Raw genomic sequence first — 25,444 nt, forward strand, 5'->3', positions numbered from 1 at the left:
GGCCGCCGCTGAGCTAAGCCAAGAGAGGGGATTCTCAAGGACTGGCTTATGCGCACAGGGATGTTGGCGCTGGCTACGGGGCTGCTGACGCTGCGTTTTCTGCCGCAGTTGCCGCCTGGCTGGCTGTTGGGGCTGATGCCGGTACTGGGCTTGATGCTGTTGCCGTTTCGCAGCTATCCGCTGGCATTTTGGCTGTTTGGCTTGAGTTGGGCCTGCATCAGCGCGCAGTGGGCGCTCACTGACCGTTTGTCGCCCGAGCTCGACGGCCAGACCCGTTGGCTTGAAGGGCGGGTCAGCGGCTTGCCGCAGCAGGTGGACGGCGTGATGCGTTTTGAGCTGGAAGAGGCCCGCTCCAGGCGCGGGCGCTTGCCGCAGCGCCTGCGCCTTGCCTGGCATGGCGGGCCGCCGATTCATGCCGGCCAGCGCTGGCGGCTGGCGGTCAAACTCAAGCGTCCGGTGGGGCTGCTCAATGTGCAGGGCTTTGACTATGAGGCGTGGTTGTTTGCCCAGCGCATCGGTGCCACCGGTACGGTCAAGGACGGCCAGTTACTGCGCCCCGCCCGCGCGCCCTGGCGTGACGACCTGCGCCAGCGTCTGCTGCAAGTCGATGCCCAAGGCCGCGAAGGCGGCCTGGTGGCCCTGGTACTGGGCGACGGATCAGGGCTGACGAGGGAGGACTGGCGGGTACTGCAAGACACCGGCACCGTGCACCTGATGGTGATTTCCGGGCAGCACATCAGCCTTCTGGCCGGGGTGATCTACGCCATGGTTGCAGGGCTGGCGCGCTACGGGCTGTGGCCGCGGCGCCTACCCTGGCTGCCGTGGGCCTGTGCGCTGGCTTTTGCCGCTGCGCTGGGTTACGGGCTGCTGGCCGGGTTCGATGTGCCGGTGCAGCGCGCCTGCGTGATGGTCAGCCTGGTATTGCTCTGGCGCCTGCGCTTTCGCCATCTGGGGGCCTGGTGGCCGCTGCTGCTGGCATTGAATGCGGTGTTGTTGTGGGAGCCGCTGGCCAGCCTGCAACCAGGATTCTGGTTGTCTTTTGCTGCGGTGGCGGTGTTGATCTTCACCTTTGGCGGGCGATTGGGGGCGTGGCGCTGGTGGCAGGCCTGGACCCGCGCCCAATGGCTGATTGCCATTGGCCTGTGCCCCGTGTTGCTGGCGTTGGGGCTGCCCATCAGCCTCAGTGGCCCCTTGGCCAACTTGCTGGCGGTGCCCTGGGTCAGCCTGGTGGTGTTGCCGCCGGCCCTGCTCGGGACCTTGTTGCTGCCGCTGCCGCCTGTGGGCGAAGGGTTGCTGTGGTTGGCCGGTGGTTTGCTCGACGGCTTGTTTCGGGCCCTGGCCCTGGTGGCCGGCTACTGGCCGGCCTGGGTCGCACCGCTGATTCCGTTCTGGGCCTGGGTGATCAGCACCTTGGGCGCACTGTTGCTGTTGCTGCCCAAGGGTGTGCCGATGCGCCTGCTGGGCTGGCCGATGTTACTGCTGGCGGTGTATCCGCCGGGCAACCGCGTACCCGAAGGGCAGGTCGAAGTCTGGCAGCTGGATGTCGGACAGGGCCTGGCGGTTATTCTGCGGACCCGCGATCACTCCATGCTGTACGACGCCGGCCCGCGCTTTGGCGACTTTGACCTGGGCGAACGCGTGGTACTGCCGGCCCTGGGGCAACTGGCGATCCGGCGCCTGGATCTGCTGTTGCTCAGCCATGCCGATGCCGATCACGCGGGCGGAGCCTTGGCGGTTCAGCGCGGCTTGCCCGTGGCTGAGGTCGTCAGTGGTGAGCCGGGGGCCTTGCCCGCCAGCTTGCAGGCCGGTCCCTGCCAAAGCGGACGCGGTTGGCAGTGGAACGGGGTGAGCTTCAGGCTCTGGCAGGCGCTCGACGGGGCGACCGGCAACCAGCGTTCCTGCGTGCTGCAAGTCGAGGCCAATGGCGAGCGCCTGTTGCTGACGGGAGATATCGACAGCTGGGCCGAAGCCCGGTTGCTCGACAGCCCATTGGCGGTCGCGACCGACTGGTTGCAGGCGCCGCACCATGGCAGTCGCAGTTCTTCATCCATGGCCCTGCTGCAGCAGTTGTCGCCGGCGGCGGTGCTGATTTCCCGGAGCCACGGCAACAGTTTTGGTCACCCGCACCCCGAGGTGCTGGAGCGTTATCGGCGGCTCGGAAGCGAGGTCTACGACAGCGCACGCCACGGCGCCCTGAGGCTGCAATTGGGTACTTTCAGCGCGCCGCAGGTGATGTGCGCGCAACCCAGGTTTTGGCGCCAGGGGTCAGCATCTCCTTAAATAGCCGTGAGTTATTAAAGCGTCGGAGGATGCGACATCACGGTCTTCGGTGCGCCCGGGCCCTATGTTAGAGTGGCGCACTTTTTCGAGGGGGCTGTCACTGTGTGGGAATTGGTCAAATCCGGCGGCTGGATGATGTTGCCGATCATTCTGAGTTCCATCGCCGCTGTCGGCATCATCGCCGAGCGTTTGTGGACCCTGCGCGCCAGCCGTGTCACTCCGCCCCATTTGCTGGGCCAGGTATGGCGCTGGATCAAGGACAAGCAACTCAATAAAGACAAGCTCAAGGAGCTGCGGGCCGATTCGCCCCTGGGGGAAATCCTCGCGGCGGGCCTGGCCAACTCCAAGCATGGTCGCGAGATCATGAAGGAATGCATCGAAGAGGCCGCGGCCCGGGTCATTCATGAACTGGAGCGCTACCTCAACGCCCTCGGCACCATCGCCGCCATGGCCCCATTGCTCGGGTTGCTGGGTACGGTGCTGGGCATGATCGATATCTTCAGCTCGTTCATGGGCTCGGGCATGACCACCAACGCCGCGGTGCTGGCGGGTGGTATCTCCAAGGCGCTGATTACCACGGCGGCCGGTTTGATGGTGGGTATCCCTGCGGTGTTCTTCCACCGTTTCCTGCAACGCCGGGTCGATGAACTGGTTGTGGGCATGGAGCAGGAAGCGATCAAGCTGGTTGAAGTGGTACAGGGCGACCGTGACGTCGACATGGTCGAGGGCAAAGCGTGAAATTCCGCCGCAAACCTCGGGAAACCGTCGATATCAACCTCGCGTCATTGATCGACGTGGTGTTTATCCTGTTGCTGTTTTTCGTCGTCACCACCACCTTCACCCGCGAAACCCAATTGCGTGTCGACCTGCCCGAGGCCGTCAGCGGTTCGCCCGCTGAAGACCAGCAGCTCAAGCAACTGGATATCGCCATCAGTGCCGATGGGGTGTTTTCGGTGAACAACCAGTTGCTGCCGAAAAACGACCTGGCCGGCCTGATCGATGCCTTGCAGAAGGAGTCGGGGGGTGACACCAATATGCCGCTGTCCATCAGTGCGGACGGCAAGACCCAGCACCAGGCGGTCATCACCGCCATGGACGCCGCCGGCAAGCTCGGTTTCAGTCATTTGCGCATGACCACCGTCGAGGCGGCACCGGCACCCTGATGGCACTTTCTGATCGCTTGCTCGCCGCCTGGTACAACGGCCATCCCGCGTTGAAGCTGCTGCAGCCCCTGGAATGGCTGTATCGGCGGGTGGTGGTGCGCAAGCGCGAGCGCTTTCTGGCGGGCGAGGGGGCTGTCTACCAGCCGCCGGTGCCGTTGATCGTGGTCGGCAATATCACCGTTGGCGGCACCGGCAAGACGCCGCTGATCTTGTGGATGATTGAACACTGCCAGCGCAGCGGCCTGCGGGTTGGCGTGGTCAGTCGGGGGTATGGCGCCAAGCCGCCGCAACTGCCCTGGCGCGTCACGCCGGAGCAGAACGCGCAGGTCGCCGGTGACGAGCCGCTGCTGATCGTCCAGCGCAGCGGCGTGCCGTTGATGATCGATCCGGATCGCAGCCGTGCCGTGCAAGCGCTGCTCGCCGCCGAAGCCCTGGACCTGATTCTTTCCGACGACGGCATGCAGCATTACCGCATGGCCCGTGACCTGGAGCTGGTGCTGATCGACGCCGCCCGGGGCCTGGGCAATCGCCGCTGCCTGCCGGCCGGCCCCCTGCGTGAGCCGGTGGAACGCCTGCAAAGCGTCGATGCCGTGCTTTATAACGGCGCCGGTGAGGATCGCGAGGATGGCTTTGCCTTTCGTCTGGAGCCCACGACGTTGGTCAACCTGCTGACTGGCGAACGCCGTGGGCTCGAGCATTTTGCGCCAGGCCAGGGGGTGCATGCGGTGGCGGGTATCGGCAACCCGCAACGTTTCTTCACCACCCTTGAAACGCTACACTGGCGACCCGTCCCCCATGCTTTTGCCGACCACGCCGAATACAGTGCCCAGGCCTTGAGTTTCACGCCGTCGCTGCCCGTGGTCATGACCGAAAAGGACGCGGTGAAGTGCCGTACTTTTGCGGCGGCCGACTGGTGGTACCTGGCGGTGGATGCGGTGCCGTCGCCGGCCTTCGTGGCCTGGTTCGATACCCAACTGATGCGCCTGTTGCCTGCTCGTCTTTTGCCTTAACGCTGTTATCCAGGGAATTCTCATGGACACCAAATTGCTCGATATCCTCGCCTGCCCGATCTGCAAGGGGCCGCTCAAACTCAGCGCCGACAAGACCGAGCTGATCAGCAAGGGCGCCGGCCTGGCCTTCCCGATCCGCGATGGCATTCCGGTGATGCTGGAAAGCGAAGCCCGTACCCTCAGCAACGACGAGCGCCTGGATAAATGACCACCGCCTTTACCGTTGTCATCCCCTCGCGTTATGCCTCCACCCGCTTGCCGGGCAAGCCGCTGCTCCTGATCGCCGGCAAGCCGATGATCCAGCATGTCTGGGAACAGGCCTGCAAAAGCAGCGCCGAGCGCGTGGTGGTGGCGACCGATGATGCGCGCATCCTCCAGGCCTGCCAGGCCTTTGGCGCCGAAGCCGTGCTGACCCGTGAAGACCACAACTCCGGCACCGACCGCCTGGCGGAAGTGGCTGCCCAGCTGGGCCTGGCAGCAGATGCCATTGTGGTCAACGTGCAGGGCGACGAGCCCTTGATCCCGCCTGCGGTGATCGACCAGGTGGCCGCCAACCTGGCCGCCCATACCGAAGCGCGCATGGCGACCCTGGCCGAGCCGATCGAAGACGTCGAGACCCTGTTCAACCCGAACGTGGTCAAGGTGGTCAGCGACCTCAATGGCCTGGCGCTGACCTTCAGCCGCGCCACCTTGCCCTGGGCCCGTGATGCCTTCGCCAAGAACCCCGAGCTGTTGCCGCAAGGCGTACCGTATCGGCGGCATATCGGCATCTATGCCTACCGCGCCGGCTTCCTGCATGACTTTGTCAGCTGGGGCCCTTGCTGGCTGGAAAACACCGAGTCCCTAGAACAGCTGCGTGCCCTGTGGCACGGCGTGCGTATCCATGTGGCCGACGCGCTGCAAGCGCCGCCGCCGGGCGTGGATACTGCCGAAGACCTTGAGCGCGTTCGTCGCCTGCTGGAGGCCTGATGCGGGTTCTGTTTGTCTGCCTGGGCAACATCTGTCGCTCGCCAACCGCTGAGGGCGTGCTGCGCCATAAGCTGCGTCAGGCGGGCTTGGCCGAGCAGGTCGAAGTGGCGTCGGCCGGCACCAGCGACTGGCACGTCGGCAAGCCTCCAGATGCTCGCAGCCAGCGGGCGGCCCTGGCGCGGGGCTACGATTTGTCGGCGCAACGTGGCCAGCAGGCCCGCCGCGAAGACTTCGCCCGCTATGACCTGATCTTCGCCATGGACCAGAGCAACCTGCGCCACCTCAAGGCCCTGCAGCCAGCGGGGGCCAAGGCTGAGCTGGACTTGTTCCTGCGCCGCTACGAGGGCGCGGTGGATGAGGTGCCGGACCCGTATTACGACGGCGACCAGGGTTTCGAGCAGGTGCTGGACCTGATTGAACAGGCCTGTGACCGGCTGGTGATCGAATTGAAGGGGCGCCTATGACCTTGCAGGTGCAGGATCGGGTTTCGCTCAAGCCGTTCAACACCTTTGGCGTCGATGTGCAGGCGCAGCAGTTCGCCGAGGCCCATAACGATGCCGACGTGCGCGAGGCCCTGGCCTACTGCGCCGAACAGCAGTTGCCGCTGCTGGTGATCGGCGGTGGCAGCAACCTGCTGTTGACCGCCGATATCCCGGCACTGGTGCTGCGCATGGCGACCCGTGGCCTGCGGTTGCTGAGCGACGATGGCCAGCGGGTCGTGGTCGAGGCCGAAGCCGGTGAAACCTGGCATCCGTTTGTGTTGTGGACCTTGGGCCAGGGCTTGTCCGGCCTGGAAAACCTGAGCCTGATCCCCGGCACTGTCGGCGCTGCGCCGATGCAGAACATCGGTGCCTACGGCGTGGAGATCAAGGATGTGTTCGCCGGCCTGACCGCCCTCGATCGCCAGACCGGCGAGTTGCGCGAGTTCAGTGTCGACGAGTGCGACTTTGCCTACCGCGACAGCCTGTTCAAGCGCCAGGCTGGGCGCTGGCTGATTCTGCGAGTGCGTTTCACCCTGCAGCGGGTGGCCCATCTGCACCTGGAGTATGGCCCGGTGCGTCAGCGCCTGACCGAGCAGGGCATCGATCAGCCGACCGCCAGTGATGTCAGTCGGGCCATTTGCAGTATCCGCAGCGAAAAACTGCCGGACCCTGCGGTACTGGGCAATGCCGGCAGCTTCTTCAAGAACCCGGTGATCCCGGCGGCCCTGGCGGCCGAGATCAAGCTTCAATACCCGGGGCTGGTGGGTTATCCACAAGCCGACGGGCAGGTGAAACTGGCCGCTGGCTGGCTGATCGAGCAAGCGGGCTGGAAGGGTTTTCGCGAGGCCGATGCCGGGGTGCATCGCCTGCAGTCGCTGGTGCTGGTCAACTACGGTGAGGCCACCGGTTTGCAGCTGTTGCAGCTGGCGCAAAAGATCCAGCAGGACGTGGCCCGGCGTTTCAAGGTGAACCTTGAGATGGAGCCCAACCTCTATTGAGTAACTGGCTTGAGCTAGTCTCAATGCTTGAACCAAAAGCCTTGCATGGGTCACTCCAGGCAAGGTTTTTTCATTAACGGCGGCTTAACCTGGCCTGCTGACAATACAGCTGTTTTGTCCCCCCAAAAGGTCCGGTGAAGATCCGTCCTCACAAGAGAGCCCATTAGCCTGAGTCGATCTGTTTGCGCCGCGAACCGCGCCATCTCACGGCAGATTGCTCGGCCCCATAACCGAACCTATGCGGGCGTGCCCATGATTACCCTGAAGCTCAATGGTCAAGATCATCAACTGGATGTCACCGAGGACATGCCGCTGCTCTGGGCGATCCGCGATGTGGCGGGTTACAACGGCACCAAATTCGGCTGCGGCATGGGGCTGTGCGGTGCCTGCACCATTCATATCGACGGCTCGCCGGCACGCAGTTGCATCACCCCGATCGCCCCGGCGCTGTGCAATGCGATCTTTGCCGCCACCGGGCAGCGGATTCGCAGCCTGCCGGTGCGCTATCAGTTGCAGGGCTGGCAGCAAAAGGCCGCCAGTTGATGGGCAGCGTCGACCTGAATGTCTTGCGCAGTGTGCTGGATTGGCGCCGTGCCGGGCACGCTGTGATGCTCTACAGCGTGGTCCAGACCTGGGGCAGTGCGCCGCGCGCCCCTGGCGCCATGCTGGCCTTGCGCGGCGATGGCGTGGTGATTGGCTCGGTGCCCGGCGGTTGCATCGAAGATGATCTGATTGCCCGCTTGCAGGACGGCCGCTTGCCCGCAGAGGGGCCGCCGGTGCAGTGGCTGACCTACGGCGTCAGTCGCGACGAAGCCGCGCGTTTCGGCCTGCCGTGTGGTGGCACCTTGCGCCTGGCCGAAGAGCGGGTTGGCGATCCGGCCTGGGTCGCCGAACTGCTGCGGCGCTGCGAGGCCCATGAAATCGTCGCCCGGGTGCTGGACCTGGAAACTGGGGCGGTCGAGCTTGAGGTGGCGAGCAAGAGCGACGTCTTGAGCTGCGATGGCCAGACCTTGCGGGCAATTTATGGACCGCGCTGGCGCTTGCTGCTGATCGGGGCCGGCCAGTTGTCGCGGTATGTGGCGCAGATTGCGCGCTTGCTGGATTTCGAAGTCCTGGTCTGTGACCCGCGCAAGGAGTTCGTCCACGGCTGGGAAGAGCAGCAGGGTCGGTTCGTCGGTGGAATGCCGGATGACGCGGTGCTGAATATCGAGACCGATGAACGCACGGCAATTGTCGCGCTGACCCACGACCCGCGCCTGGACGACATGGCGTTGCTCACGGCGCTGAACTCGCCGGCGTTCTACGTCGGGGCGCTGGGCTCGCGGATCAACAGCCAGAAGCGACGGGACAACCTTGCTCAGCTGGGGCTCTCGGCAGACGCCATCGAGCGGTTGCATGGGCCGATTGGCTTGCATATCGGCAGTCATACGCCGGCTGAAATTGCCCTGTCCCTGATGTCGGAGATCGTGGCGATCAAAAATGGCATCGACTTGTTGCAGAAAAAGCCCGCGCTGGTCGCGGACGAGGTGCCGGTTTGAGCCAGGAGCCTGCGGTGATTGTGCTGGCAGCGGGGCAGGGCAGCCGCTACCGAGAGTTGGCCGGGGCTGACCAGGACAAGCTATTAGCGCCCTGTATCGGTCGCGATGGGGTGGTGCGACCGGTGCTTGAACAGGTGCTGGTCAACCTGCCTGCGCGGCTGTCCCGGCGGCTGTTGGTGACTACGGCAGATCGGCACGCAGTCGCACGCCTGGGCCACGCCTATGGGTGTCAGGTGCTGCGCGTGGATTCGCCGGGCATGGGCCATAGCATTGCGGCCGGGGTTGGCGCCTGTACCGATGCGGGCGGTTGGCTGGTGATGCCGGGGGATATGCCATTTATCCTGGCGTCGACGGTCGAGCAGGTGTTGCAGGGGATGGGCGAGGGCACTATCAGCGTCCCCGTACTGGGCGCCGAGTATGGGCATCCGGTGGGGTTTGGCCGAGGTTATGGTGCTGCGTTGCGGGGGTTGTCCGGTGATCGTGGGGCCAGGCGGCTGTTTGCCCAGGGGACGCTGGTTCCGGTGCTGGTGACGGACCCAGGTGTGCTGTGGGATGTGGATGTGCCGCAGGCGCTGCTGTTTAGCACTTGAGTGCAGCAGCACGGCAAAAGCCATAAAAAAAGCCCCGCCTGGGTGACCAGGCGGGGCTTTTCAGTAGCGACCGGAATCAGACGAGGGGTTTAGGCTCGTGCTCTGCTTCCAGGGCTTTAGGTTGCTGCTCTACCGCTTCTTCGACCACCCGAGGGCTCTCGTCGATGGAAGCTGGCTGTTCAACAACCGGCTCGATCACTGCTGCAGGTTCGGCTTGGGCCACAACCGGAGCAGGCTCTTGCGCCACGACTGGAGCTGCGGCGCCAGCCTGTTCGGCTTCTTTCTGCAGACGCTCGGCTTCACGCTTGCGGCGACGCACTTCACGTGGGTCGTTCGGCGCGCGGCCATTGCTGCCCAAGGCGCTCACAGGAGCGGCTTCGACCACTGGCTCAGTCACCTCGGCAGCAACCGGAGCTTCAACGACGACTGGAGTTGGTTCAACGACTTCGGCTGCCACTGGAGCTGCCTGCTCAACCACGGCTTCAACCACTGGGGCTGGAGCCTCGACAGGTGCTTCGACCACGATCGACTCGGCAATGCGTTCGAAAGCGCTTGGCGCTTCTTCGGTAGGTGCAGCGGCCTTCTCGGCAGGAGCCTGGAACTCAGGTTCTGCAGTGACGGCTTCGCTGATCACCGGTTGCTCGATCACGACTGGGGTTGCCGGTTCGGCAATCACAGCAGGCTCGACCGAGACTTCAAGCTGAAGTTGCTCTTCACGAACCTCACGAACTTCGCGCACTTCAACCGCAGGAGCGACAGGCGCTTCGACCGGCGTGGTGGCTTCAACCACTGGCGCTTCAACCGCTGCAGTTTCCAGGGCGGCGGTAGCGCGCTCAGCCTGCTCGTTGGCCTGGGCTTCGGCAGGTGCGCTGATCACGGTGCTGGCAACAGCGGCAGTGACTGCCAGGCCGGCAGCCAGATCGGCAGAGCTTGGCTCTTCGCTGTTCTCTTCCGAACCTTCGATCACGTTGCCGTTGGCATCACGTTGACGTTCACGACGGTTGCTGCGGCGACGCTGGCCACGGGAGCGGCGACGTGGACGATCGTCCTCGGCGTTCTCCTGGCCGTCTTCCGACAGTTGCTCTTCGTTGTTCAGCAGCTCTTCATCGGCAACGGCAGCCGCTTGTTCAGTAGCCGGTTGACGCTCTTCACGCGGTGCACGTGGCTGGCGTTCTTCGCGTGGCGCACGAGCTGGACGCTCCTCGGTGGTCGCGGCAGCAGCCGCTGCAACGGCCGGGGCGGCATCCAGAGGTTCGCGCAGTTCACGGACCGGACGCTCTTCACGCTCGCCACGTGGCTTGCGATCTTCGCGCGGTGCACGTGGTTGACGCTCTTCACGTGGAGCGCGTGGTGCGCGTTCTTCGCGAGCGGTGGCTTGAACTTCTTCGCGAGCCTCGCGTACTTCACGTGGCTGACGCTCTTCGCGCGGCGCACGTTCTTCACGTGGGGCGCGTTCTTCGCGAGGTGCACGTTCTTCACGCGGTTTGCGTTCTTCGTCGCGGCGACCGTTACGGTTGCGGCTTTGCTGACGACCGTTGCGGCGCTCTTCGTTGCGAGCAGGGCGCTCGGTCACAGGCTTTTCAACCACGACCGGGGCGACAGGCTCTTCCTTGGTGGCGAACAGGCTGACCAGGGATTTCACCAGGCCCTTGAACAGGCTTGGTTCGGCGGCTGCAACTGGAGCTGCGACCGGCGCTGCGGCTTCAACCGGAACCGGAGCGTTGGCACGTGCCGGGGCGGTCTTGACGGCGGCTTCCTGGCGAACCAGGGTGCGGGTCGCGGCGGCTGGCTGGACTTCTTCAACTTCAGCAGCGGCAGCGGCGATTTCGTAGCTGGACTGGTTGATGCTGGCTTCCGGGCTGTCATCGCGCAGGCGCTGAACTTCGAAGTGCGGCGTTTCGAGGTGATCGTTCGGCAGGATGACGATGCGGGCGCGGGTGCGCAGTTCGATCTTGGTGATCGAGTTGCGTTTTTCGTTGAGCAGGAACGCGGCTACCGGGATCGGCACTTGGGCGCGAACTTCGGCGGTGCGGTCTTTCAGGGCTTCTTCTTCGATCAGGCGCAGGATCGCCAGCGACAGCGATTCCACATCACGGATGATGCCGGTGCCGTTGCAGCGTGGGCAGACGATGCCGCTGCTTTCGCCCAGGGATGGACGCAGGCGCTGACGGGACATTTCCAGCAGGCCAAAGCGCGAGATGCGACCGACTTGCACGCGAGCGCGGTCGGCTTCCAGGCATTCGCGGACTTTCTCTTCCACGGCGCGCTGGTTCTTGGCAGGGGTCATGTCGATGAAGTCGATGACGATCAGGCCGCCGATGTCGCGCAGGCGCAACTGACGGGCGATTTCTTCGGCAGCTTCAAGGTTGGTCTGCAGGGCGGTTTCTTCGATGTCGCTGCCTTTGGTGGCGCGCGCCGAGTTGATGTCGATGGACACCAGGGCTTCGGTCGGATCGATAACGATGGAGCCGCCGGAAGGCAGTTCAACGACGCGCTGGAAAGCGGTCTCGATCTGGCTTTCGATCTGGAAACGGTTGAACAGCGGAACGCTGTCTTCGTACAGCTTGATCTTGCTGGCGTACTGCGGCATCACCTGGCGGATGAAGGTCAGGGCTTCGTCCTGGGCTTCAACGCTGTCGATCAGCACTTCGCCGATGTCCTGGCGCAGGTAATCGCGGATCGCGCGGATGATCACGTTGCTTTCCTGGTAGATCAGGAATGGCGCGGAGCGATCCAGCGAGGCTTCTTTGATCGCGGTCCAGAGTTGCAGCAGGTAATCGAGGTCCCACTGCATTTCTTCGCTGCTGCGGCCAAGGCCTGCAGTGCGCACGATCAGACCCATGTCAGCCGGGGCAACCAGGCCGTTCAGGGCTTCACGCAGTTCGTTGCGCTCTTCGCCTTCGATGCGACGGGAAATGCCGCCGGCACGCGGGTTGTTCGGCATCAGAACCAGGTAACGACCGGCCAGGCTGATGAAGGTGGTCAGGGCGGCGCCCTTGTTGCCACGTTCTTCTTTCTCGACCTGAACGATGACTTCCTGGCCTTCGCTCAGGACGTCCTTGATGTTCACGCGGCCTTCAGGGGCTTTCTTGAAGTATTCGCGGGAGATTTCTTTGAGGGGCAGGAAGCCGTGGCGCTCAGAGCCGAAATCGACAAAGGCAGCCTCGAGGCTTGGTTCGATGCGAGTAATCCGGCCTTTATAGATGTTGGCCTTTTTCTGCTCGCGTGCACCGGATTCGATGTCCAGGTCGTAGAGGCGCTGGCCATCTACCAGTGCAACACGCAACTCTTCGGGTTGAGTTGCGTTAATCAGCATTCTTTTCATGTAGTACCGTCGGTTTCCGGGCTGCCGGAAACGGCGTTCGGCACACACGACTTCTCACGGTCGGTGTCAGGTGCGTCAGGAGTGGTTGGCCACTCGAGTGTCTAGCGAGGTTCGACCAAAGGGGGCGAAGTCGCGACTCACGCGTCCTGCTTGCTGTGGTGACATAAGGCACCGCTTAAGCAAAAGTTTGTCAGGAGGAGGAATCAACCGGTAACTGTGGACGAGATGAAGCGTCTTGATAAAGCCTAATGCTACACAGTCCGACGGTTGTGCATCTCCACCCTACACGTATCCCTGATAGTTCGGGTGCTGCCGCGCGCAGAATCCGCAGCGGGTTGGCATTTACCGTGAGCTCCGAAAGGGGAGGTCACGCATCATGGCTAATTTAGGCGTTGTTTCCGAAGCCTTCGCTCGGGGTCATTCGCAGCTGACTGCACTTTGTGAACTGGCCATGAATATTGGCTCGCAAGGCGAGTGGAAACTCTGCTTTGCGGCTTGATTCAGGCCTCATGTCACCTGCGCTCGTTACACCTGCAAACTCCACCGTTACGTAGCAAAAGCCCCGTAGGACGGCCTCGCGTCCTGGTGAATTGCGTTGGTCAGGGCCGGTTTTTGACCGTTAGTCCGCTGTCCAGGCCGCTTTTGGCGGCGTTCGCGACTATAGCAGCAATCATTAAGTGCTTCAAATCCATAAAAAATTGTTATCATTTGCGGCATGACGACTACTGCCCCCTCGACTCCAAGCGTGCAACTGCTTGAAGTCTCGCCGGAATATGCCGGCCAACGAATTGACAACTTCCTTCTCGCCCGGCTCAAAGGCGTGCCCAAAACCTTGATTTATCGCATTTTGCGTAAAGGCGAAGTGCGGGTGAACAAGGGGCGGATCAAGCCCGAATACAAGCTGCAGGCGGGCGATATTGTGCGCGTGCCTCCGGTTCGCGTGCCTGAGCGCGACGAGCCGGTGCCGCTGGCACAAGGCCTGCTGCAGCGCCTCGAAGCCTCGATTGTGTTCGAGGACAAGGCACTGATCGTGATTAACAAGCCCACTGGCATTGCGGTTCACGGTGGCAGCGGTCTCACTTACGGCGTGATCGAAGCCTTTCGCCAGTTGCGTCCTGATGCCAAGGAGCTGGAGCTGGTTCACCGTCTCGATCGCGACACCTCCGGCCTGCTGATGATCGCCAAGAAGCGCAGCATGCTGCGGCACTTGCACGCGGCCCTGCGCGGCGATGGCGTGGACAAGCGCTACATGGCGCTGGTACGCGGCAACTGGGCGGCCTCGATCAAGCAGGTTCGGGCGCCGTTGGGCAAGAGCAATCTGCGTTCCGGCGAGCGTATGGTCGAAGTCGACGAGGACGAAGGCAAGGAAGCGGTCACCGTATTCAAGGTGCTGCGCCGTTTCGGCGATTTTGCCACCCTGATCGAAGCCAAGCCGATTACCGGCCGGACTCACCAGATCCGCGTCCACACCTTGCACGCCGGGCATTGCATTGCCGGGGACACCAAGTATGGCGACGACGATTTCAGCAAGGAAATTCGTGATCTGGGCGGCAAGCGCCTGTTCCTGCACGCCTACATGCTGACTGTGCCGTTGCCCGATGGGGGCGAGCTCAAGTTGCAGGCGCCAGTGGATGAGGTCTGGGCCAAGACCGTGGAGCGCCTGAGTGCACCCTGATTACAAACTGCTGATTTTTGATTGGGACGGCACGCTGGCCGACTCCGTTGGTCGGATTGTCGAGGCCATGCATGTGGCCTCCGATCGTTCCAACTTTGCGCGTCGCGATGACTTCGCGGTCAAGGGCATTATCGGTCTTGGGCTGCCGGAGGCGATTCGCACCCTGTACCCGGACATCGACGACGAGCAGTTGATTGCCTTTCGCCAGCATTATGCCGATTGCTATATCGCCCTTGAGGCGCAGCCTTCGCCGCTGTTCGCTGGGGTGGTGCAGTCTCTTGATGCATTCCGGGCGGAGGGCTACCGCTTGGCAGTGGCTACTGGCAAAGCGCGGCGGGGGCTGGATCGGGTGTTGAGGGCTCATGGCTGGGAGGATTATTTTGATATCACCCGTGCTGCCGATGAAACCGCCAGCAAACCCCATCCGCTGATGTTGGAGCAGATTCTTGCCCATTGCGATGTGCGTCCCGAGCAGGCGCTGATGGTGGGTGACTCCTCTTTCGATCTGTTGATGGCGCGCAATGCGGGCATGGACTCGGTTGCCGTCAGTTACGGAGCCCAATCGCTGAAGGCCTTGCGCGCATTCGAGCCGCGCATCGCCATTGATAGTTTTCCTGAGTTGCACGCCTGGCTTAGCCGGCGCGCCAATTAAGTTTTTGCTGGGGTAGATGGCATGACCGATGAATGGAAGGCGCCAAGCAAGGCGAGTGCTGAAGGCGGCGATGACAAGAGCTGGAAGCTGCTGGAAAAGACCCTGTTGGCCAGTGTGCAGGAGCAGCGGCGTTCGCGGCGCTGGGGGATCTTCTTCAAGTTTCTGACGTTTATTTACCTGTTCGGCGCGCTGGTGTTGTTTACGCCGCTGATGGACATGGAAAAAAGCGCCACCCGGGGTGCGGGTTACACGGCGGTGATCGACGTGACGGGGGTGATCGCGGATAAGGAAGCGGCCAGTGCTGACAATATCGTCGGCAGCCTGCGCGCGGCGTTCGAGGATCCCAAGGTCAAGGGCATTGTCTTGCGCATCAACAGCCCGGGCGGCAGTCCGGTGCAGTCTGGCTATGTCTATGACGAGATTCGCCGTTTGCGCGGCTTACATGCCGACACCAAGGTTTATGCGGTGATTTCCGATCTGGGTGCCTCGGGTGCCTATTACATCGCCAGCGCTGCCGATCAGATTTACGCCGACAAGGCCAGTCTGGTGGGTTCCATTGGTGTGACGGCGGCCGGTTATGGCTTTGTCGGCACCATGGAGAAGCTGGGGGTGGAGCGACGCGCCTACACCTCGGGTGAGCACAAGTCGTTCCTTGATCCGTTTCAGCCGCAGAAGCCCGATGAGGCCAAGTTCTGGCAGGGCGTGCTCGATACCACTCATCAGCAGTTCATTGCCAGCGTCAAACAGGGTCGTGGCGATCGTCTGAAGGACAAGGATCACCCCGAGCTGTTCTCCGGTCTGATCTGGTCGGGTCAGCAGGCGCTGCAATTGGGCTTGATCGACGGCCTGGGTAATACCAGTTCGGTGGCGCGCGATGTGATTGGCGAGAAAGAGTTGGTGGACTTCACCATTCAGGAGTCGCCGTTTGATCGCTTCTCGAAGAAGCTCGGCGCCAGTGTGGCTGAGCAGTTGGCAATGTGGATGGGCTTCCAGGGGCCTACCCTGCGTTAAGTTTTTCGACGTTCTGGAAAAAGCCGGCCTTCGCGCCGGCTTTTTCGTGGGGGTGGATCAGGGAATCTCGATGCCTTCGACAAGCAGCATGTCCACCAGGCGAATCAGTGGCAGGCCGATCAGGCTGGTGGCGTCAGGGCCTTCGGTGCTGCGAAACAGGCTGACACCCAAACCTTCGGCCTTGAAGCTGCCGGCGCAGTCGTAGGGCTGCTCGGCGTGCAGGTAGCGTTCGATGTGTTGTGCAGTGAGGCAGCGCATATGTACGGTGAAGGCAATGCAGTCGATCTGGCAGGCTCCGGTCTGGCTGTTGAGCAGGGCCAGGCCGGTGAGGAAGGTCACGCTGTTGCCGCTGGCGGCTAGAAGCTGGTCGCGGGCCTTTTCGAAGCTGTGAGGTTTGCCGATGATGCGCTCGCCGAGCACGGCAACCTGATCCGAGCCAATGATCAGATGTTGCGGATGAGTGGTGGAGAGCGCCTGGGCTTTTTCCCGGGCCAGGCGCTTGACCAGTTCCGTGGCGGTCTCTTCGGATCGATGGCTTTCGTCGATGTCCGGGGAGGCGCAGGTGAAGGGCAGCCGCAGGCGGGCCAGCAATTCTCGGCGGTAGACCGAGCTTGAAGCGAGTAATAAAGGCAGCATGCGCATCTCCTGAGGCGGGTTGCGGATTCTAGCGAGGCTTGCAAGTGACCGACAGGGTTGAATTTCCTTTGACATGGCTGGGTGCATCCCTATAATGCTGCGCCTATGTTGAATGACCCGATTCCACCTCACGTTGACCCGCGCAAATTGGCTGACCGTGGCACCACCCTTCAAGGTGAACTGCTGCTGGCCGATTTGAAGAGACTCTGCGACCCGCTTTCCGACGATGTCGGTACGGTGCAGGCAAAATTCGTTTTTGAACGAGATGAACGTAAATCTGTGGTAATCCACAGCTTTATCGACACCGAAGTCAAAATGGTTTGCCAGCGTTGTCTTGAGCTGGTCACCCTGCCGATCCATAGCGAATGCAGTTATGCTGTGGTGAAGGAGGGTGCGAATACCCAGTCGTTGCCGAAAGGTTATGACGTGCTGGAACTGGGCGAAGATCCTTTGGATCTGCAGTCACTGATCGAGGAGGAGCTTCTGCTCGCCTTGCCCATTGTGCCTGCTCATCATCCGGAAGAATGCCAGCAGCCGGCGGGTCTCGATGAGCCCGAACCGAGCGAGGACGAGGTAACGCGGTCCAACCCGTTCAGTGTATTGGCGCAGTTAAAGCGTGACCCAAACGTTTAGGAGTTAATCAATTATGGCTGTTCAGCAGAACAAAAAATCCCGCTCTGCCCGTGACATGCGTCGTTCGCACGACGCCCTGACGGCGAGCACTCTGTCTGTAGAAAAAACCACCGGTGAAATTCACCTGCGTCACCACGTATCGCCAGAAGGCGTATACCGTGGCCGTAAAGTGATCGACAAGGGCGCTGACGAGTAATCACTTGTCTGCTCAAGTCATCGCGATTGACGCAATGGGCGGGGACTTCGGTCCCCGCAGCATTGTTCAGGCCAGTCTTGCTTGCCTGTCTGCTACGCCCTCGCTGCACCTGACCCTTGTTGGTCAACCCTCCCTTTTAGAAGATCTGATTTCCGGCCATTCGGCTGTGGATCGCGCGCGCCTGACGATTGTGCCAGCCGCCGAAGTGATCGGCATGGACGAAAAGCCCTCCCAGGCCCTGCGCGGCAAACCCGATTCTTCTATGCGGGTGGCCCTTGAGCTGTTGCGTGAAGGCAAGGTCCAGGCCTGTGTCAGTGCGGGGAATACCGGTGCGCTGATGGCGTTGTCGCGCTATGTGCTCAAAACCCTGCCGGGGATTGATCGTCCGGCGATGGTGGCTGCTATTCCAACCCAGCGTGGCTACTGCCAGTTGCTGGACCTGGGGGCCAACGTCGATTGCAGCGCCGAGCACCTGTTCCAGTTTGCGGTGATGGGGTCGGTCGCGGCCGAGACGCTGGGTATCGCGCGTCCGCGGGTTGCGCTGCTCAATATCGGCACCGAAGACATCAAGGGCAACCAGCAGGTAAAGCTCGCGGCGACCTTGCTGCAAAATGCCCGTGGCTTGAATTACATCGGCTTTGTCGAGGGCGATGGGCTGTATCGCGGCGAAGCGGATGTGGTGGTGTGTGACGGCTTTGTCGGCAATATCCTGCTCAAGTCCAGCGAGGGCCTGGCGACCATGATTGCCGCGCGGATCGAGGCGCTGTTCAAGCGCAATGTCGCTTCGCGCCTGGTGGGGGCGCTGGCGTTGCCATTGATGCGGCGCCTGCAGGCTGATCTGGCGCCAGCGCGGCACAATGGTGCGAGTTTTCTGGGTTTGCAGGGGATCGTGGTGAAAAGTCATGGTTCGGCAGGGGTTCAGGGCTTTCAGAGCGCCATTCAGCGGGCGCTGATCGAGATTCAGGAGAACCTTCCCGAGCGCCTGCACGGGCGGCTTGAGGATCTGTTGCTTTAGGCGTTTCCCCTCGGGAGTGCTTAAATGTGACCGCTCAGTTCAATTGGCCATCCAACTGTCAGTTTCTTGCGTCCGCTTCGGCAGGGCGTCAATTCTCCGACGACAAGATCATTAGGGGCTTGTTACATGTCTGCTTCCCTCGCATTCGTCTTTCCAGGACAGGGCTCGCAGTCCCTCGGCATGTTGGCCGAGTTGGGCGCGCAATACCCGTTGATCCTCGACACCTTCAAAGAAGCCTCCGATGCTCTGGGCTACGACCTGTGGGCACTGACCCAGCAAGGTCCGGAAGAGCTGCTCAATCAAACCGATAAAACCCAGCCGGCCATTCTGACTGCGTCCGTCGCCTTGTGGCGTCTGTGGCTGACAGAAGGCGGTGCTCGCCCTGCGTTCGTCGCGGGCCATAGCCTGGGTGAATACAGCGCGCTGGTGGCCGCTGGCAGCCTGAGTCTTGGCGATGCGGTGAAATTGGTAGAACGTCGTGGCCAACTGATGCAGGAAGCCGTTCCTGCGGGGCAGGGCGGCATGGCTGCGATTCTCGGCTTGGAAGATGCCGACGTGCTGGCAGCCTGTGCCGAGGCGGCTCAAGGCGAAGTGGTCAGTGCAGTCAACTTCAACTCCCCTGGCCAGGTGGTGATCGCCGGCGCCAAGGCGGCTGTAGAGCGCGCCATCGAGGGCTGCAAGGCGCGCGGCGCCAAGCGTGCCATGCCGCTGCCAGTCAGCGTGCCGTCGCACTGCGAGCTGATGCGCCCGGCTGCCGAGCGTTTCGCCGAGTCGATCGCCGCGATCGACTGGCAGGCGCCGCAGATCCCGGTAGTACAAAACGTCAGCGCGGCAGTGCCGGCAGACCTCGAGACCCTCAAGCGTGACCTGCTGGAGCAACTGTACAAGCCGGTGCGTTGGGTCGAGTCGGTCCAGGCCCTGGCCGCCAAAGGTGCGACCCAGCTGGTCGAATGCGGTCCGGGCAAGGTCCTGGCCGGCTTGAACAAGCGCTGCGCCGAAGGCGTATCGACCTCCAACCTGAATACCCCCGATGCCTTTGCTGCCGCTCGCGCAGCACAGGCCTGAATTAGGAGAAGCCTGCATGAGTCTGCAAGGTAAAGTTGCACTGGTGACTGGCGCGAGCCGCGGTATTGGCCAGGCCATCGCGCTTGAGCTGGGTCGTCTGGGCGCGATTGTCGTGGGTACCGCGACTTCCGCCTCGGGTGCCGAGCGCATTGCTGCGACCCTCAAGGAACACGGCATTCAAGGCACTGGCCTTGAGCTCAATGTCACCAGCGACGAATCGGTTGCGGCGGTCCTGGCGAGCATTCAGGTGCAGTTCGGCGCGCCGGCGATCCTGGTCAATAACGCCGGTATCACCCGTGACAACCTGATGATGCGCATGAAAGATGACGAGTGGTACGACGTGGTCGATACCAACCTGAACAGTCTGTTTCGTCTGTCCAAAGGCGTTTTGCGCGGCATGACCAAGGCTCGTTGGGGTCGAATTATCAGTATTGGCTCGGTAGTGGGTGCCATGGGCAACGCAGGCCAAGTAAACTACGCAGCCGCCAAGGCGGGTCTGGAAGGTTTCAGCCGTGCGCTGGCGCGTGAAGTGGGTTCGCGGTCGATTACGGTCAACTCGGTAGCACCGGGTTTCATCGATACCGATATGACTCGCGAATTGCCTGAAGCGCAGCGTGATGCCTTGCTGACGCAAATTCCGCTGGGCCGTCTGGGGCAGGCACAAGAGATCGCGCAAGTGGTCGCTTTTCTGGCTTCTGACGGTGCGGCATACGTTACTGGGGCTACAATCCCGGTCAACGGCGGGATGTATATGTGAGTTAAATGTGACGGATCGCTTCAAAAAAATGTCATACGAGCTGTCTAAAATCCGTTATAAAGCTGCAATCTATTTATAGGCAGATGGCCAAAGGGTTTGAGGAGTGAAGCTTTCAGTTGAAAAGCTGAAAAGCCTTTCTATACACTTACCCACTGGCCAGCTGCCTGAATTTGTCCATTAGGAGTGAAAACAAGGTATGAGCACCATCGAAGAGCGCGTCAAGAAAATCGTTGCTGAGCAACTGGGCGTTAAAGAAGAAGAAGTTGTTAACACCGCTTCCTTCGTTGAAGACCTGGGTGCCGACTCCCTTGACACCGTTGAGCTGGTGATGGCTCTGGAAGAGGAATTCGAGACCGAAATCCCTGACGAAGAAGCTGAAAAGATCACTACTGTTCAAGCTGCTATCGACTACGTTACTAGCCACCAGGCTTAATAGTTTGTAGTCGTTGCTTGCTGTCATGGAAAAACCGCACTGCCTCATGGCGTGCGGTTTTTTCTTTAGGCCTGATGCAAAGTCGTCATTAGAAAAAGGAGAGTGCTGTGTCGCGTAGACGCGTCGTAGTCACCGGTATGGGTATGTTGTCGCCACTGGGTACAGATGTGCCGAGCAGCTGGCAGGGCATTCTGGCTGGCCGCAGTGGCATTGGTCTGATCGAACACACCGACCTTTCTGCCTATTCCACCCGTTTTGGCGGCTCGGTAAAGGGCTTCAATGTCGAGGAATACCTGTCGGTCAAGGAAGCGCGCAAGCTCGACCTGTTCATTCAATACGGTCTGGCCGCAGGGTTTCAGGCGGTGCGCAACTCCGGCCTGGAAGTCACTGACGCCAACCGCGAGCGCATCGGTGTAGCCATGGGCTCGGGTATTGGCGGTTTGACCAATATCGAAGAAACCAGCCGCACACTGCATGATTCCGGCCCACGACGGATTTCTCCGTTCTTTGTGCCAGGCTCGATCATCAATATGATTTCCGGTTTCCTGTCCATCCATCTGGGTGCCCAGGGACCTAACTACGCCATCTCCACGGCGTGCACCACCGGCACCCATTGCATCGGTATGGCCGCGCGCAATATCGCCTACGGCGAGGCTGACGTGATGATCGCCGGTGGCGCCGAAATGGCTGCCTGCGGCCTGGGCATGGGTGGCTTTGGCGCATCCCGTGCGCTGTCGACCCGCAATGACGAGCCGACCCGTGCCAGCCGTCCGTGGGACAAGGGCCGCGACGGTTTCGTCCTGTCCGACGGTGCCGGGGCCCTGGTGCTGGAAGAGTTGGAGCACGCCAAGGCGCGTGGCGCCACCATCTACGCCGAACTGATCGGCTTCGGCATGAGCGGTGATGCGTATCACATGACTTCGCCACCCGCCGATGGCGCCGGCGCTGCGCGTTGCATCGCCAACGCCCTGTGCGATGCCAAGCTGAACGTTGAGCAAGTGCAATACGTCAACGCCCACGGTACCTCGACTTCGGCCGGCGACCTGGCGGAAGCCGAGGCGATCAAGACGGTGTTCGGTGATCACGCCTACAAACTGGCCGTGAGCTCGACCAAGTCGATGACCGGTCACCTGTTGGGTGCTGCGGGCGCGATCGAGGCGATCTTCAGCGTGCTGGCGATCAACAGCCAGGTGGCGCCGCCGACCATCAACCTGGATGAGCCCGATGAAGGCTGCGATCTCGATTTCGTGCCGCACACCGCGCGCAGCATGGACATCGATGTAGTGCTGTCGAACTCCTTCGGGTTTGGCGGGACCAACGGCTCCCTGGTGTTCCGCCGGTTCGCCGAGTGATGCACAGCTGGGTCGACGGTCAGCCGGCGGACACGTTGTCGCTAAAAGACCGGGGCCTGGCGTATGGCGACGGCCTGTTCGAGACCATTGCGGTCAAGGCCGGGCAGCCGCTGTTGCTGGAGCGGCACCTGGCCCGTCTGGCCGAGGGCTGTCTACGGCTGGCGATCACTGCGGACCACTCGCTGATCCGCAGTGAGCTGCTGGCCTATGCGGCCGCGTTGGGGGAGGGCGTGCTCAAGCTGATCCTCACCCGTGGTGACAGCCAGCGCGGTTACGCCGCCGACCCTGCCGCCCAGGCGCGCCGTATTCTCCAGGGCAGCCCGCCTGCCACTTATCCGACCGCCCATGCCGAACAGGGCATTCGCCTGTTCCCCTGTGCCACCCGTCTGTCCGAGCAGCCCTTGCTGGCCGGCCTCAAGCACCTCAATCGCCTTGAGCAGGTCCTGGCTCGCTCCGAGTGGCGCGATGCCGAGCATGCCGAAGGGCTGATGTGCGACGCGGGCGGCCGCTTGATCGAAGGCGTGTTCAGCAACCTGTTCCTGGTAGCTGAAGGGCGCTTGCTGACCCCGGATTTGAGTCGCTGCGGCGTGGCCGGGGTGATGCGCGCTGAAATAGTGTTTCAAGCCAAGTCCTTGGGCATCCCCGTGGAAATCGCCGATATCGGCCTCGATCAGTTGCGACAGGCCGACGAAGTCTTTGTCTGCAATAGCGTTTATGGCATCTGGCCGGTACGGGCCTGTGCTGACCTGAGCTGGTCGGTTGGGCCGCTCACCCGTAAACTGCAGGGCATTTCCCGTGCGCTACTGGATGTTTGATTCGTGAGACGTAAATTACTGCTTCTGCTGGAAACCGGACTGGTTCTGGCAGGACTGCTGGCGGGCGCCTGCGCCTGGAAACTGCACTCGGCCCTGGAGCAACCGCTCAACCTGCCACAAGAGCAGTTGCTTGATGTGCCCGCAGGTTCGACCCCGACCGGGACCTTCAATCGCCTGGAGGCCGACGGCGTGCTGCAGGACGCGTTCTGGCTGCGCCTGTACTGGCGCTTCAACCTCAACGGCCAGCCACTGCACAGCGGCGAATACCGCATGACCCCCGGCATGACTGCACAAAGCCTGATCGGTGTCTGGCAGCGTGGCGAAGTGGTGCAATACAGCCTGACCCTGGTGGAAGGCTGGAACTTCCGCCAGGTACGCGCGGCCCTGGCCAAGCATGAAAAACTCGAACAGACCCTGACCGGCCTCAGCGACACCCAGGTCATGGAAAAGCTCGGCCACCCCGGGGTCTTCCCCGAAGGCCGGTTCTTCCCCGATACCTACCGCTTTGTGCGTGGCATGAGCGACGCCGAGCTGCTGGAAAAAGCCTACGACCGGCTCGATGACGTGCTGGCCAAGGAGTGGAGCAAGCGCGCCGCCGATGTGCCCTATACCGACCCCTATCAGGCGCTGATCATGGCCTCGCTGGTGGAGAAGGAAACCGGCGTGCCTCAGGAGCGCGGGCAGATTGCCGGGGTGTTCGTGCGGCGCATGCAGATCGGCATGCTGCTGCAGACCGACCCGACCGTGATCTACGGCCTGGGTGAGCGCTACACCGGCAAGCTGACCCGGGCTCACCTCAAGGAGTCGACCCCGTACAACACGTATGTGAACGCCGGCTTGCCGCCGACGCCGATTGCCATGGTCGGTCGCGAGGCGATTCACGCCGCGCTCAACCCGGTGCCGGGCAAGAGCTTGTACTTTGTTGCCCGTGGCGATGGCAGTCATGTGTTTTCCGATGACCTGGACGCGCACAACAGCGCGGTTCGCGAGTTCCAGTTAAAACGCCGCGCCGACTACCGCTCCAGCCCGGCGCCGACGCCTGCGCCTGCCCCAGCGGTTCAGGAGGCACCGAGCCCGGCACCGGCAGCCGACCCGGATGCCGCGCCGCCCGCGCCTGTACCGCAGCAAGCGCCGGCCGAGGCTCCCGTCGAGCCTGAGCCGAAAAGCCCGCAATGACTTTGATTAAGGACCGCCCGTGACTGGCTTGTTTATTACCCTGGAAGGCCCGGAAGGCGCCGGCAAGAGCACCAACCGCGAATACCTCGCCGAGCGTTTGCGCGCCGCGGGTATCGAGGTGCTGCTGACCCGCGAACCCGGCGGCACACCGTTGGCCGAGCGCATCCGCGAAGTGTTGCTGACCCCTGGTGACGAAGTCATGGATGCCGACACCGAGCTGTTGCTGGTGTTCGCCGCCCGCGCCCAGCACCTGGCCGGGGTGATTCGCCCGGCGCTGGCCCGTGGCGCCGTGGTGCTCTGTGACCGCTTTACCGATTCGACCTATGCCTATCAGGGCGGCGGCCGTGGCCTTTCCGTGGAGCGTATTGCCACCCTGGAGCGTTTCGTCCAGGGCGACCTGCGTCCCGACCTGACCCTGGTGTTTGATCTGCCGGTAGAAGTCGGCCTGGCGCGCGCCAGCGCCCGTGGTCGGCTGGATCGCTTCGAGCAGGAAGGCCGGGCATTCTTCGATGCAGTTCGCAGCGCTTACCTGGCCCGTGCCGAGGCGGACCCAGTGCGTTATCGCCTGGTTGACGCGGCGCAGCCCCTGGCGCAGGTCCAGCAGTCGCTGGATGCATTGCTGCCGCAATTACTGGAGCTTTACCGTGGCTGAGGCCTATCCCTGGCAGGACGCCCTCTGGCAGCAGCTGGCGGGCCGTACCCAGCACGCCCATGCCTATCTGCTGCATGGCCCGGTCGGTATCGGCAAGCGGGCCCTGGCCGAGCGCCTGATGGCGCGCTTGCTGTGCCAGCGCCCGGATGGGCTGGATGCGTGCGGGACCTGCAAGTCATGCATGTTGCTGCACGCCGGCAGCCACCCGGATAACTACGTGCTGGAGCCGGAAGAAGCCGACAAGGCGATCAAGGTCGACCAGGTGCGTGATCTGGTCAGTTTCGTGGTGCAGACCGCGCAACTGGGCGGGCGCAAGGTGGTGCTGATCGAGCCGGTCGAGTCGATGAACATCAACGCGGCCAACGCCCTGCTCAAAAGCCTCGAAGAGCCTTCCGGCGAGACGGTATTGCTGTTGGTCAGCCACCAGCCGAGCCGCTTGTTGCCGACCATCAAGAGCCGCTGCGTGCAGCAAGCCTGCCCATTGCCCAGCGAGGCCTTGAGTCTGCAATGGCTGGCCCGGGCGTTGCCGGAGTGTGGCGAAGAAGAGCGGGTGGAACTGCTGACCCTGGCTGCCGGCTCACCGCTGGCGGCGGTGAGCTTGCACACCCAGGGCGCTCGCGAGCAGCGGGCGCAGGTGGTGGAGGGGGTCAAGAAGCTGCTCAAGCAGCAGCAATCCCCGACCCAACTTGCTGAAAGCTGGAATGCGATTCCGCTGCTGTTGCTGTTCGATTGGTTCTGCGACTGGTCGAGCCTGATCCTGCGTTATCAATTGACCGAAGATGAGCAGGGCCTGGGCTTGGCCGATATGCGCAAGGTGGTGCAGTACCTGGCGCAGAAGTCGACCCAGGGCAAGGTCCTGGATATTCAGGACTGGATCCTCGCTCACCGCCAGAAAGTGCTGAGCAAGGCTAACCTCAACCGTGTGCTGCTGCTCGAAGCCCTGCTGGTGCAGTGGGCGGCCTTGCCCGGCCAGCGCTAAGCTCGGCGCCCTCAGGCACACCGAACCATTGGCCGCCGCCCC

General features: G+C 62.4%; 26 protein-coding genes and 2 pseudogenes. 26 read left to right on the forward strand and 2 right to left on the reverse strand.

Annotated features, from left to right (window positions below):
• The first annotated feature begins 48 nt into the window (after positions 1–48).
• From CF161_RS29290 to CF161_RS29340, 12 genes and pseudogenes are all read left to right on the forward strand, one after another.
• The gene (locus tag CF161_RS29290) at positions 49–2,280 is read left to right on the forward strand and encodes a DNA internalization-related competence protein ComEC/Rec2 (RefSeq protein WP_043230842.1); all 2,232 of its coding nucleotides are present in this window, start codon (positions 49–51) and stop codon (positions 2,278–2,280) included.
• Positions 2,281–2,382: 102 nt separating this feature from the next.
• Positions 2,383–3,018 carry a MotA/TolQ/ExbB proton channel family protein gene (locus CF161_RS29295; protein ID WP_020300253.1) on the forward strand — a complete coding sequence of 212 codons (636 nt, stop codon included), beginning with the start codon at positions 2,383–2,385 and terminating at the stop codon, positions 3,016–3,018.
• The gene (locus CF161_RS29300; RefSeq protein WP_020300254.1) at positions 3,015–3,443 is read left to right on the forward strand and encodes a biopolymer transporter ExbD; all 429 of its coding nucleotides are present in this window, start codon (positions 3,015–3,017) and stop codon (positions 3,441–3,443) included. The genes CF161_RS29295 and CF161_RS29300 overlap by 4 nt, the downstream gene beginning before the upstream one ends.
• Positions 3,443–4,453 carry a tetraacyldisaccharide 4'-kinase gene (gene lpxK, locus CF161_RS29305; RefSeq protein ID WP_020300255.1) on the forward strand — a complete coding sequence of 337 codons (1,011 nt, stop codon included), beginning with the start codon at positions 3,443–3,445 and terminating at the stop codon, positions 4,451–4,453. Before CF161_RS29300 ends, lpxK begins: the two co-directional genes overlap by 1 nt.
• Positions 4,454–4,475: 22 nt before the next feature.
• A complete protein-coding gene (locus CF161_RS29310; protein ID WP_020300256.1) occupies positions 4,476–4,661 on the forward strand; it encodes a Trm112 family protein in 186 nt (61 codons plus the stop codon).
• Positions 4,658–5,422 (forward strand): 3-deoxy-manno-octulosonate cytidylyltransferase, encoded by a 765-nt coding sequence (gene kdsB, locus CF161_RS29315; protein WP_020300257.1) that lies wholly within the window; start codon positions 4,658–4,660, stop codon positions 5,420–5,422. The genes CF161_RS29310 and kdsB overlap by 4 nt, the downstream gene beginning before the upstream one ends.
• Positions 5,422–5,886: a low molecular weight protein-tyrosine-phosphatase gene (locus CF161_RS29320; RefSeq protein ID WP_020300258.1), complete on the forward strand. Its 465-nt coding sequence runs from the start codon at positions 5,422–5,424 to the stop codon at positions 5,884–5,886. The genes kdsB and CF161_RS29320 overlap by 1 nt, the downstream gene beginning before the upstream one ends.
• The gene (gene murB / locus CF161_RS29325) at positions 5,883–6,902 is read left to right on the forward strand and encodes a UDP-N-acetylmuramate dehydrogenase (RefSeq protein ID WP_020300259.1); all 1,020 of its coding nucleotides are present in this window, start codon (positions 5,883–5,885) and stop codon (positions 6,900–6,902) included. Before CF161_RS29320 ends, murB begins: the two co-directional genes overlap by 4 nt.
• Positions 6,903–7,154: 252 nt before the next feature.
• Positions 7,155–7,349, forward strand: a pseudogene (locus CF161_RS29330) ((2Fe-2S)-binding protein); the annotation flags it as partial.
• Positions 7,329–7,445: pseudogene (locus tag CF161_RS33830) on the forward strand (hypothetical protein); the annotation flags it as partial. The pseudogenes CF161_RS29330 and CF161_RS33830, both read left to right, overlap by 21 nt.
• Positions 7,445–8,440, forward strand: coding sequence for an XdhC family protein (locus CF161_RS29335; RefSeq protein WP_020300261.1), 996 nt, complete (start codon positions 7,445–7,447; stop codon positions 8,438–8,440). The pseudogene CF161_RS33830 and the gene CF161_RS29335, both read left to right, overlap by 1 nt.
• Positions 8,437–9,030, forward strand: coding sequence for an NTP transferase domain-containing protein (locus CF161_RS29340; protein WP_043230847.1), 594 nt, complete (start codon positions 8,437–8,439; stop codon positions 9,028–9,030). The genes CF161_RS29335 and CF161_RS29340 overlap by 4 nt, the downstream gene beginning before the upstream one ends.
• Positions 9,031–9,106: 76 nt before the next feature.
• Here CF161_RS29340 and rne read toward each other — a convergent pair whose 3' ends face one another.
• On the reverse strand, positions 9,107–12,355 hold the full coding sequence (rne, locus tag CF161_RS29345; protein ID WP_043230850.1) for a ribonuclease E: 3,249 nt from the start codon (positions 12,353–12,355) through the stop codon (positions 9,107–9,109).
• A 715-nt stretch (positions 12,356–13,070) separates the two neighbouring features.
• Here rne and rluC point away from each other — a divergent pair.
• From rluC to sppA, 3 genes are read left to right on the forward strand one after another with little or no spacing between them, the layout of a single operon-like run.
• Positions 13,071–14,030, forward strand: a complete 960-nt coding sequence (gene rluC, locus CF161_RS29350) for a 23S rRNA pseudouridine(955/2504/2580) synthase RluC (protein WP_020300264.1) — start codon at positions 13,071–13,073, stop codon at positions 14,028–14,030.
• Positions 14,020–14,682, forward strand: coding sequence for an HAD-IA family hydrolase (locus CF161_RS29355; RefSeq protein WP_020300265.1), 663 nt, complete (start codon positions 14,020–14,022; stop codon positions 14,680–14,682). Before rluC ends, CF161_RS29355 begins: the two co-directional genes overlap by 11 nt.
• 21 nt (positions 14,683–14,703) lie before the next feature.
• Entirely contained in the window at positions 14,704–15,693 is a 990-nt protein-coding gene (sppA, locus tag CF161_RS29360) for a signal peptide peptidase SppA (protein ID WP_020300266.1), read from the forward strand.
• 57 nt (positions 15,694–15,750) lie between these two features.
• On the opposite strand, the gene CF161_RS29365 is transcribed toward sppA, so the two are convergent.
• Positions 15,751–16,329 (reverse strand): nucleoside triphosphate pyrophosphatase, encoded by a 579-nt coding sequence (locus CF161_RS29365; protein WP_020300267.1) that lies wholly within the window; start codon positions 16,327–16,329, stop codon positions 15,751–15,753.
• Positions 16,330–16,434: 105 nt separating this feature from the next.
• On the opposite strand from CF161_RS29365, the gene CF161_RS29370 reads away from it, so the two are divergent.
• From CF161_RS29370 to CF161_RS29420, 11 genes are all read left to right on the forward strand, one after another.
• Entirely contained in the window at positions 16,435–16,962 is a 528-nt protein-coding gene (locus CF161_RS29370; protein WP_020300268.1) for a YceD family protein, read from the forward strand.
• Positions 16,963–16,975: 13 nt separating this feature from the next.
• Positions 16,976–17,158 (forward strand): 50S ribosomal protein L32, encoded by a 183-nt coding sequence (rpmF, locus tag CF161_RS29375; RefSeq protein WP_008152339.1) that lies wholly within the window; start codon positions 16,976–16,978, stop codon positions 17,156–17,158.
• 4 nt (positions 17,159–17,162) lie between these two features.
• Positions 17,163–18,173 carry a phosphate acyltransferase PlsX gene (gene plsX, locus CF161_RS29380; protein WP_084471769.1) on the forward strand — a complete coding sequence of 337 codons (1,011 nt, stop codon included), beginning with the start codon at positions 17,163–17,165 and terminating at the stop codon, positions 18,171–18,173.
• Between the two features lie 126 nt (positions 18,174–18,299).
• Positions 18,300–19,238 carry an ACP S-malonyltransferase gene (gene fabD / locus CF161_RS29385; RefSeq protein WP_043230857.1) on the forward strand — a complete coding sequence of 313 codons (939 nt, stop codon included), beginning with the start codon at positions 18,300–18,302 and terminating at the stop codon, positions 19,236–19,238.
• 16 nt (positions 19,239–19,254) lie between these two features.
• Positions 19,255–19,995 carry a 3-oxoacyl-ACP reductase FabG gene (gene fabG, locus CF161_RS29390; RefSeq protein WP_020300271.1) on the forward strand — a complete coding sequence of 247 codons (741 nt, stop codon included), beginning with the start codon at positions 19,255–19,257 and terminating at the stop codon, positions 19,993–19,995.
• A 196-nt stretch (positions 19,996–20,191) separates the two neighbouring features.
• Positions 20,192–20,428, forward strand: coding sequence for an acyl carrier protein (gene acpP, locus CF161_RS32610; protein ID WP_003175607.1), 237 nt, complete (start codon positions 20,192–20,194; stop codon positions 20,426–20,428).
• Positions 20,429–20,535: 107 nt separating this feature from the next.
• Positions 20,536–21,780, forward strand: coding sequence for a beta-ketoacyl-ACP synthase II (gene fabF, locus CF161_RS29400; RefSeq protein ID WP_043230861.1), 1,245 nt, complete (start codon positions 20,536–20,538; stop codon positions 21,778–21,780).
• A complete protein-coding gene (gene pabC, locus CF161_RS29405; protein ID WP_020300273.1) occupies positions 21,780–22,595 on the forward strand; it encodes an aminodeoxychorismate lyase in 816 nt (271 codons plus the stop codon). Before fabF ends, pabC begins: the two co-directional genes overlap by 1 nt.
• A gap of 3 nt (positions 22,596–22,598) precedes the next feature.
• A complete protein-coding gene (gene mltG / locus CF161_RS29410; protein ID WP_020300274.1) occupies positions 22,599–23,771 on the forward strand; it encodes an endolytic transglycosylase MltG in 1,173 nt (390 codons plus the stop codon).
• A gap of 19 nt (positions 23,772–23,790) precedes the next feature.
• Positions 23,791–24,423 carry a dTMP kinase gene (gene tmk, locus CF161_RS29415; RefSeq protein ID WP_020300275.1) on the forward strand — a complete coding sequence of 211 codons (633 nt, stop codon included), beginning with the start codon at positions 23,791–23,793 and terminating at the stop codon, positions 24,421–24,423.
• Positions 24,416–25,402: a DNA polymerase III subunit delta' gene (locus CF161_RS29420; protein WP_020300276.1), complete on the forward strand. Its 987-nt coding sequence runs from the start codon at positions 24,416–24,418 to the stop codon at positions 25,400–25,402. The genes tmk and CF161_RS29420 overlap by 8 nt, the downstream gene beginning before the upstream one ends.
• Positions 25,403–25,444 lie beyond the last annotated feature (42 nt).

Source organism: Pseudomonas sp. CF161 (assembly GCF_000416215.1).
Lineage (GTDB): Bacteria > Pseudomonadota > Gammaproteobacteria > Pseudomonadales > Pseudomonadaceae > Aquipseudomonas.

What these genes read in the sequence shown, in the direction of transcription:
- CF161_RS29320 (WP_020300258.1), top strand. Translation starts at nt 5,422, where the DNA reads ATGCGGGTTCTGTTTGTCTGCCTGGGCAACATCTGTCGCTCGCCAACC.
- acpP (WP_003175607.1), top strand. Translation starts at nt 20,192, where the DNA reads ATGAGCACCATCGAAGAGCGCGTCAAGAAAATCGTTGCTGAGCAACTG.
- sppA (WP_020300266.1), top strand. Translation starts at nt 14,704, where the DNA reads ATGACCGATGAATGGAAGGCGCCAAGCAAGGCGAGTGCTGAAGGCGGC.
- lpxK (WP_020300255.1), top strand. Translation starts at nt 3,443, where the DNA reads ATGGCACTTTCTGATCGCTTGCTCGCCGCCTGGTACAACGGCCATCCC.
- CF161_RS29290 (WP_043230842.1), top strand. Translation starts at nt 49, where the DNA reads ATGCGCACAGGGATGTTGGCGCTGGCTACGGGGCTGCTGACGCTGCGT.
- CF161_RS29310 (WP_020300256.1), top strand. Translation starts at nt 4,476, where the DNA reads ATGGACACCAAATTGCTCGATATCCTCGCCTGCCCGATCTGCAAGGGG.
- CF161_RS29370 (WP_020300268.1), top strand. Translation starts at nt 16,435, where the DNA reads ATGTTGAATGACCCGATTCCACCTCACGTTGACCCGCGCAAATTGGCT.
- murB (WP_020300259.1), top strand. Translation starts at nt 5,883, where the DNA reads ATGACCTTGCAGGTGCAGGATCGGGTTTCGCTCAAGCCGTTCAACACC.
- rpmF (WP_008152339.1), top strand. Translation starts at nt 16,976, where the DNA reads ATGGCTGTTCAGCAGAACAAAAAATCCCGCTCTGCCCGTGACATGCGT.
- rluC (WP_020300264.1), top strand. Translation starts at nt 13,071, where the DNA reads ATGACGACTACTGCCCCCTCGACTCCAAGCGTGCAACTGCTTGAAGTC.
- kdsB (WP_020300257.1), top strand. Translation starts at nt 4,658, where the DNA reads ATGACCACCGCCTTTACCGTTGTCATCCCCTCGCGTTATGCCTCCACC.
- CF161_RS29365 (WP_020300267.1), bottom strand. Translation starts at nt 16,329, where the DNA reads ATGCTGCCTTTATTACTCGCTTCAAGCTCGGTCTACCGCCGAGAATTG.
- fabG (WP_020300271.1), top strand. Translation starts at nt 19,255, where the DNA reads ATGAGTCTGCAAGGTAAAGTTGCACTGGTGACTGGCGCGAGCCGCGGT.
- fabD (WP_043230857.1), top strand. Translation starts at nt 18,300, where the DNA reads ATGTCTGCTTCCCTCGCATTCGTCTTTCCAGGACAGGGCTCGCAGTCC.
- CF161_RS29335 (WP_020300261.1), top strand. Translation starts at nt 7,445, where the DNA reads ATGGGCAGCGTCGACCTGAATGTCTTGCGCAGTGTGCTGGATTGGCGC.
- pabC (WP_020300273.1), top strand. Translation starts at nt 21,780, where the DNA reads ATGCACAGCTGGGTCGACGGTCAGCCGGCGGACACGTTGTCGCTAAAA.
- rne (WP_043230850.1), bottom strand. Translation starts at nt 12,355, where the DNA reads ATGAAAAGAATGCTGATTAACGCAACTCAACCCGAAGAGTTGCGTGTT.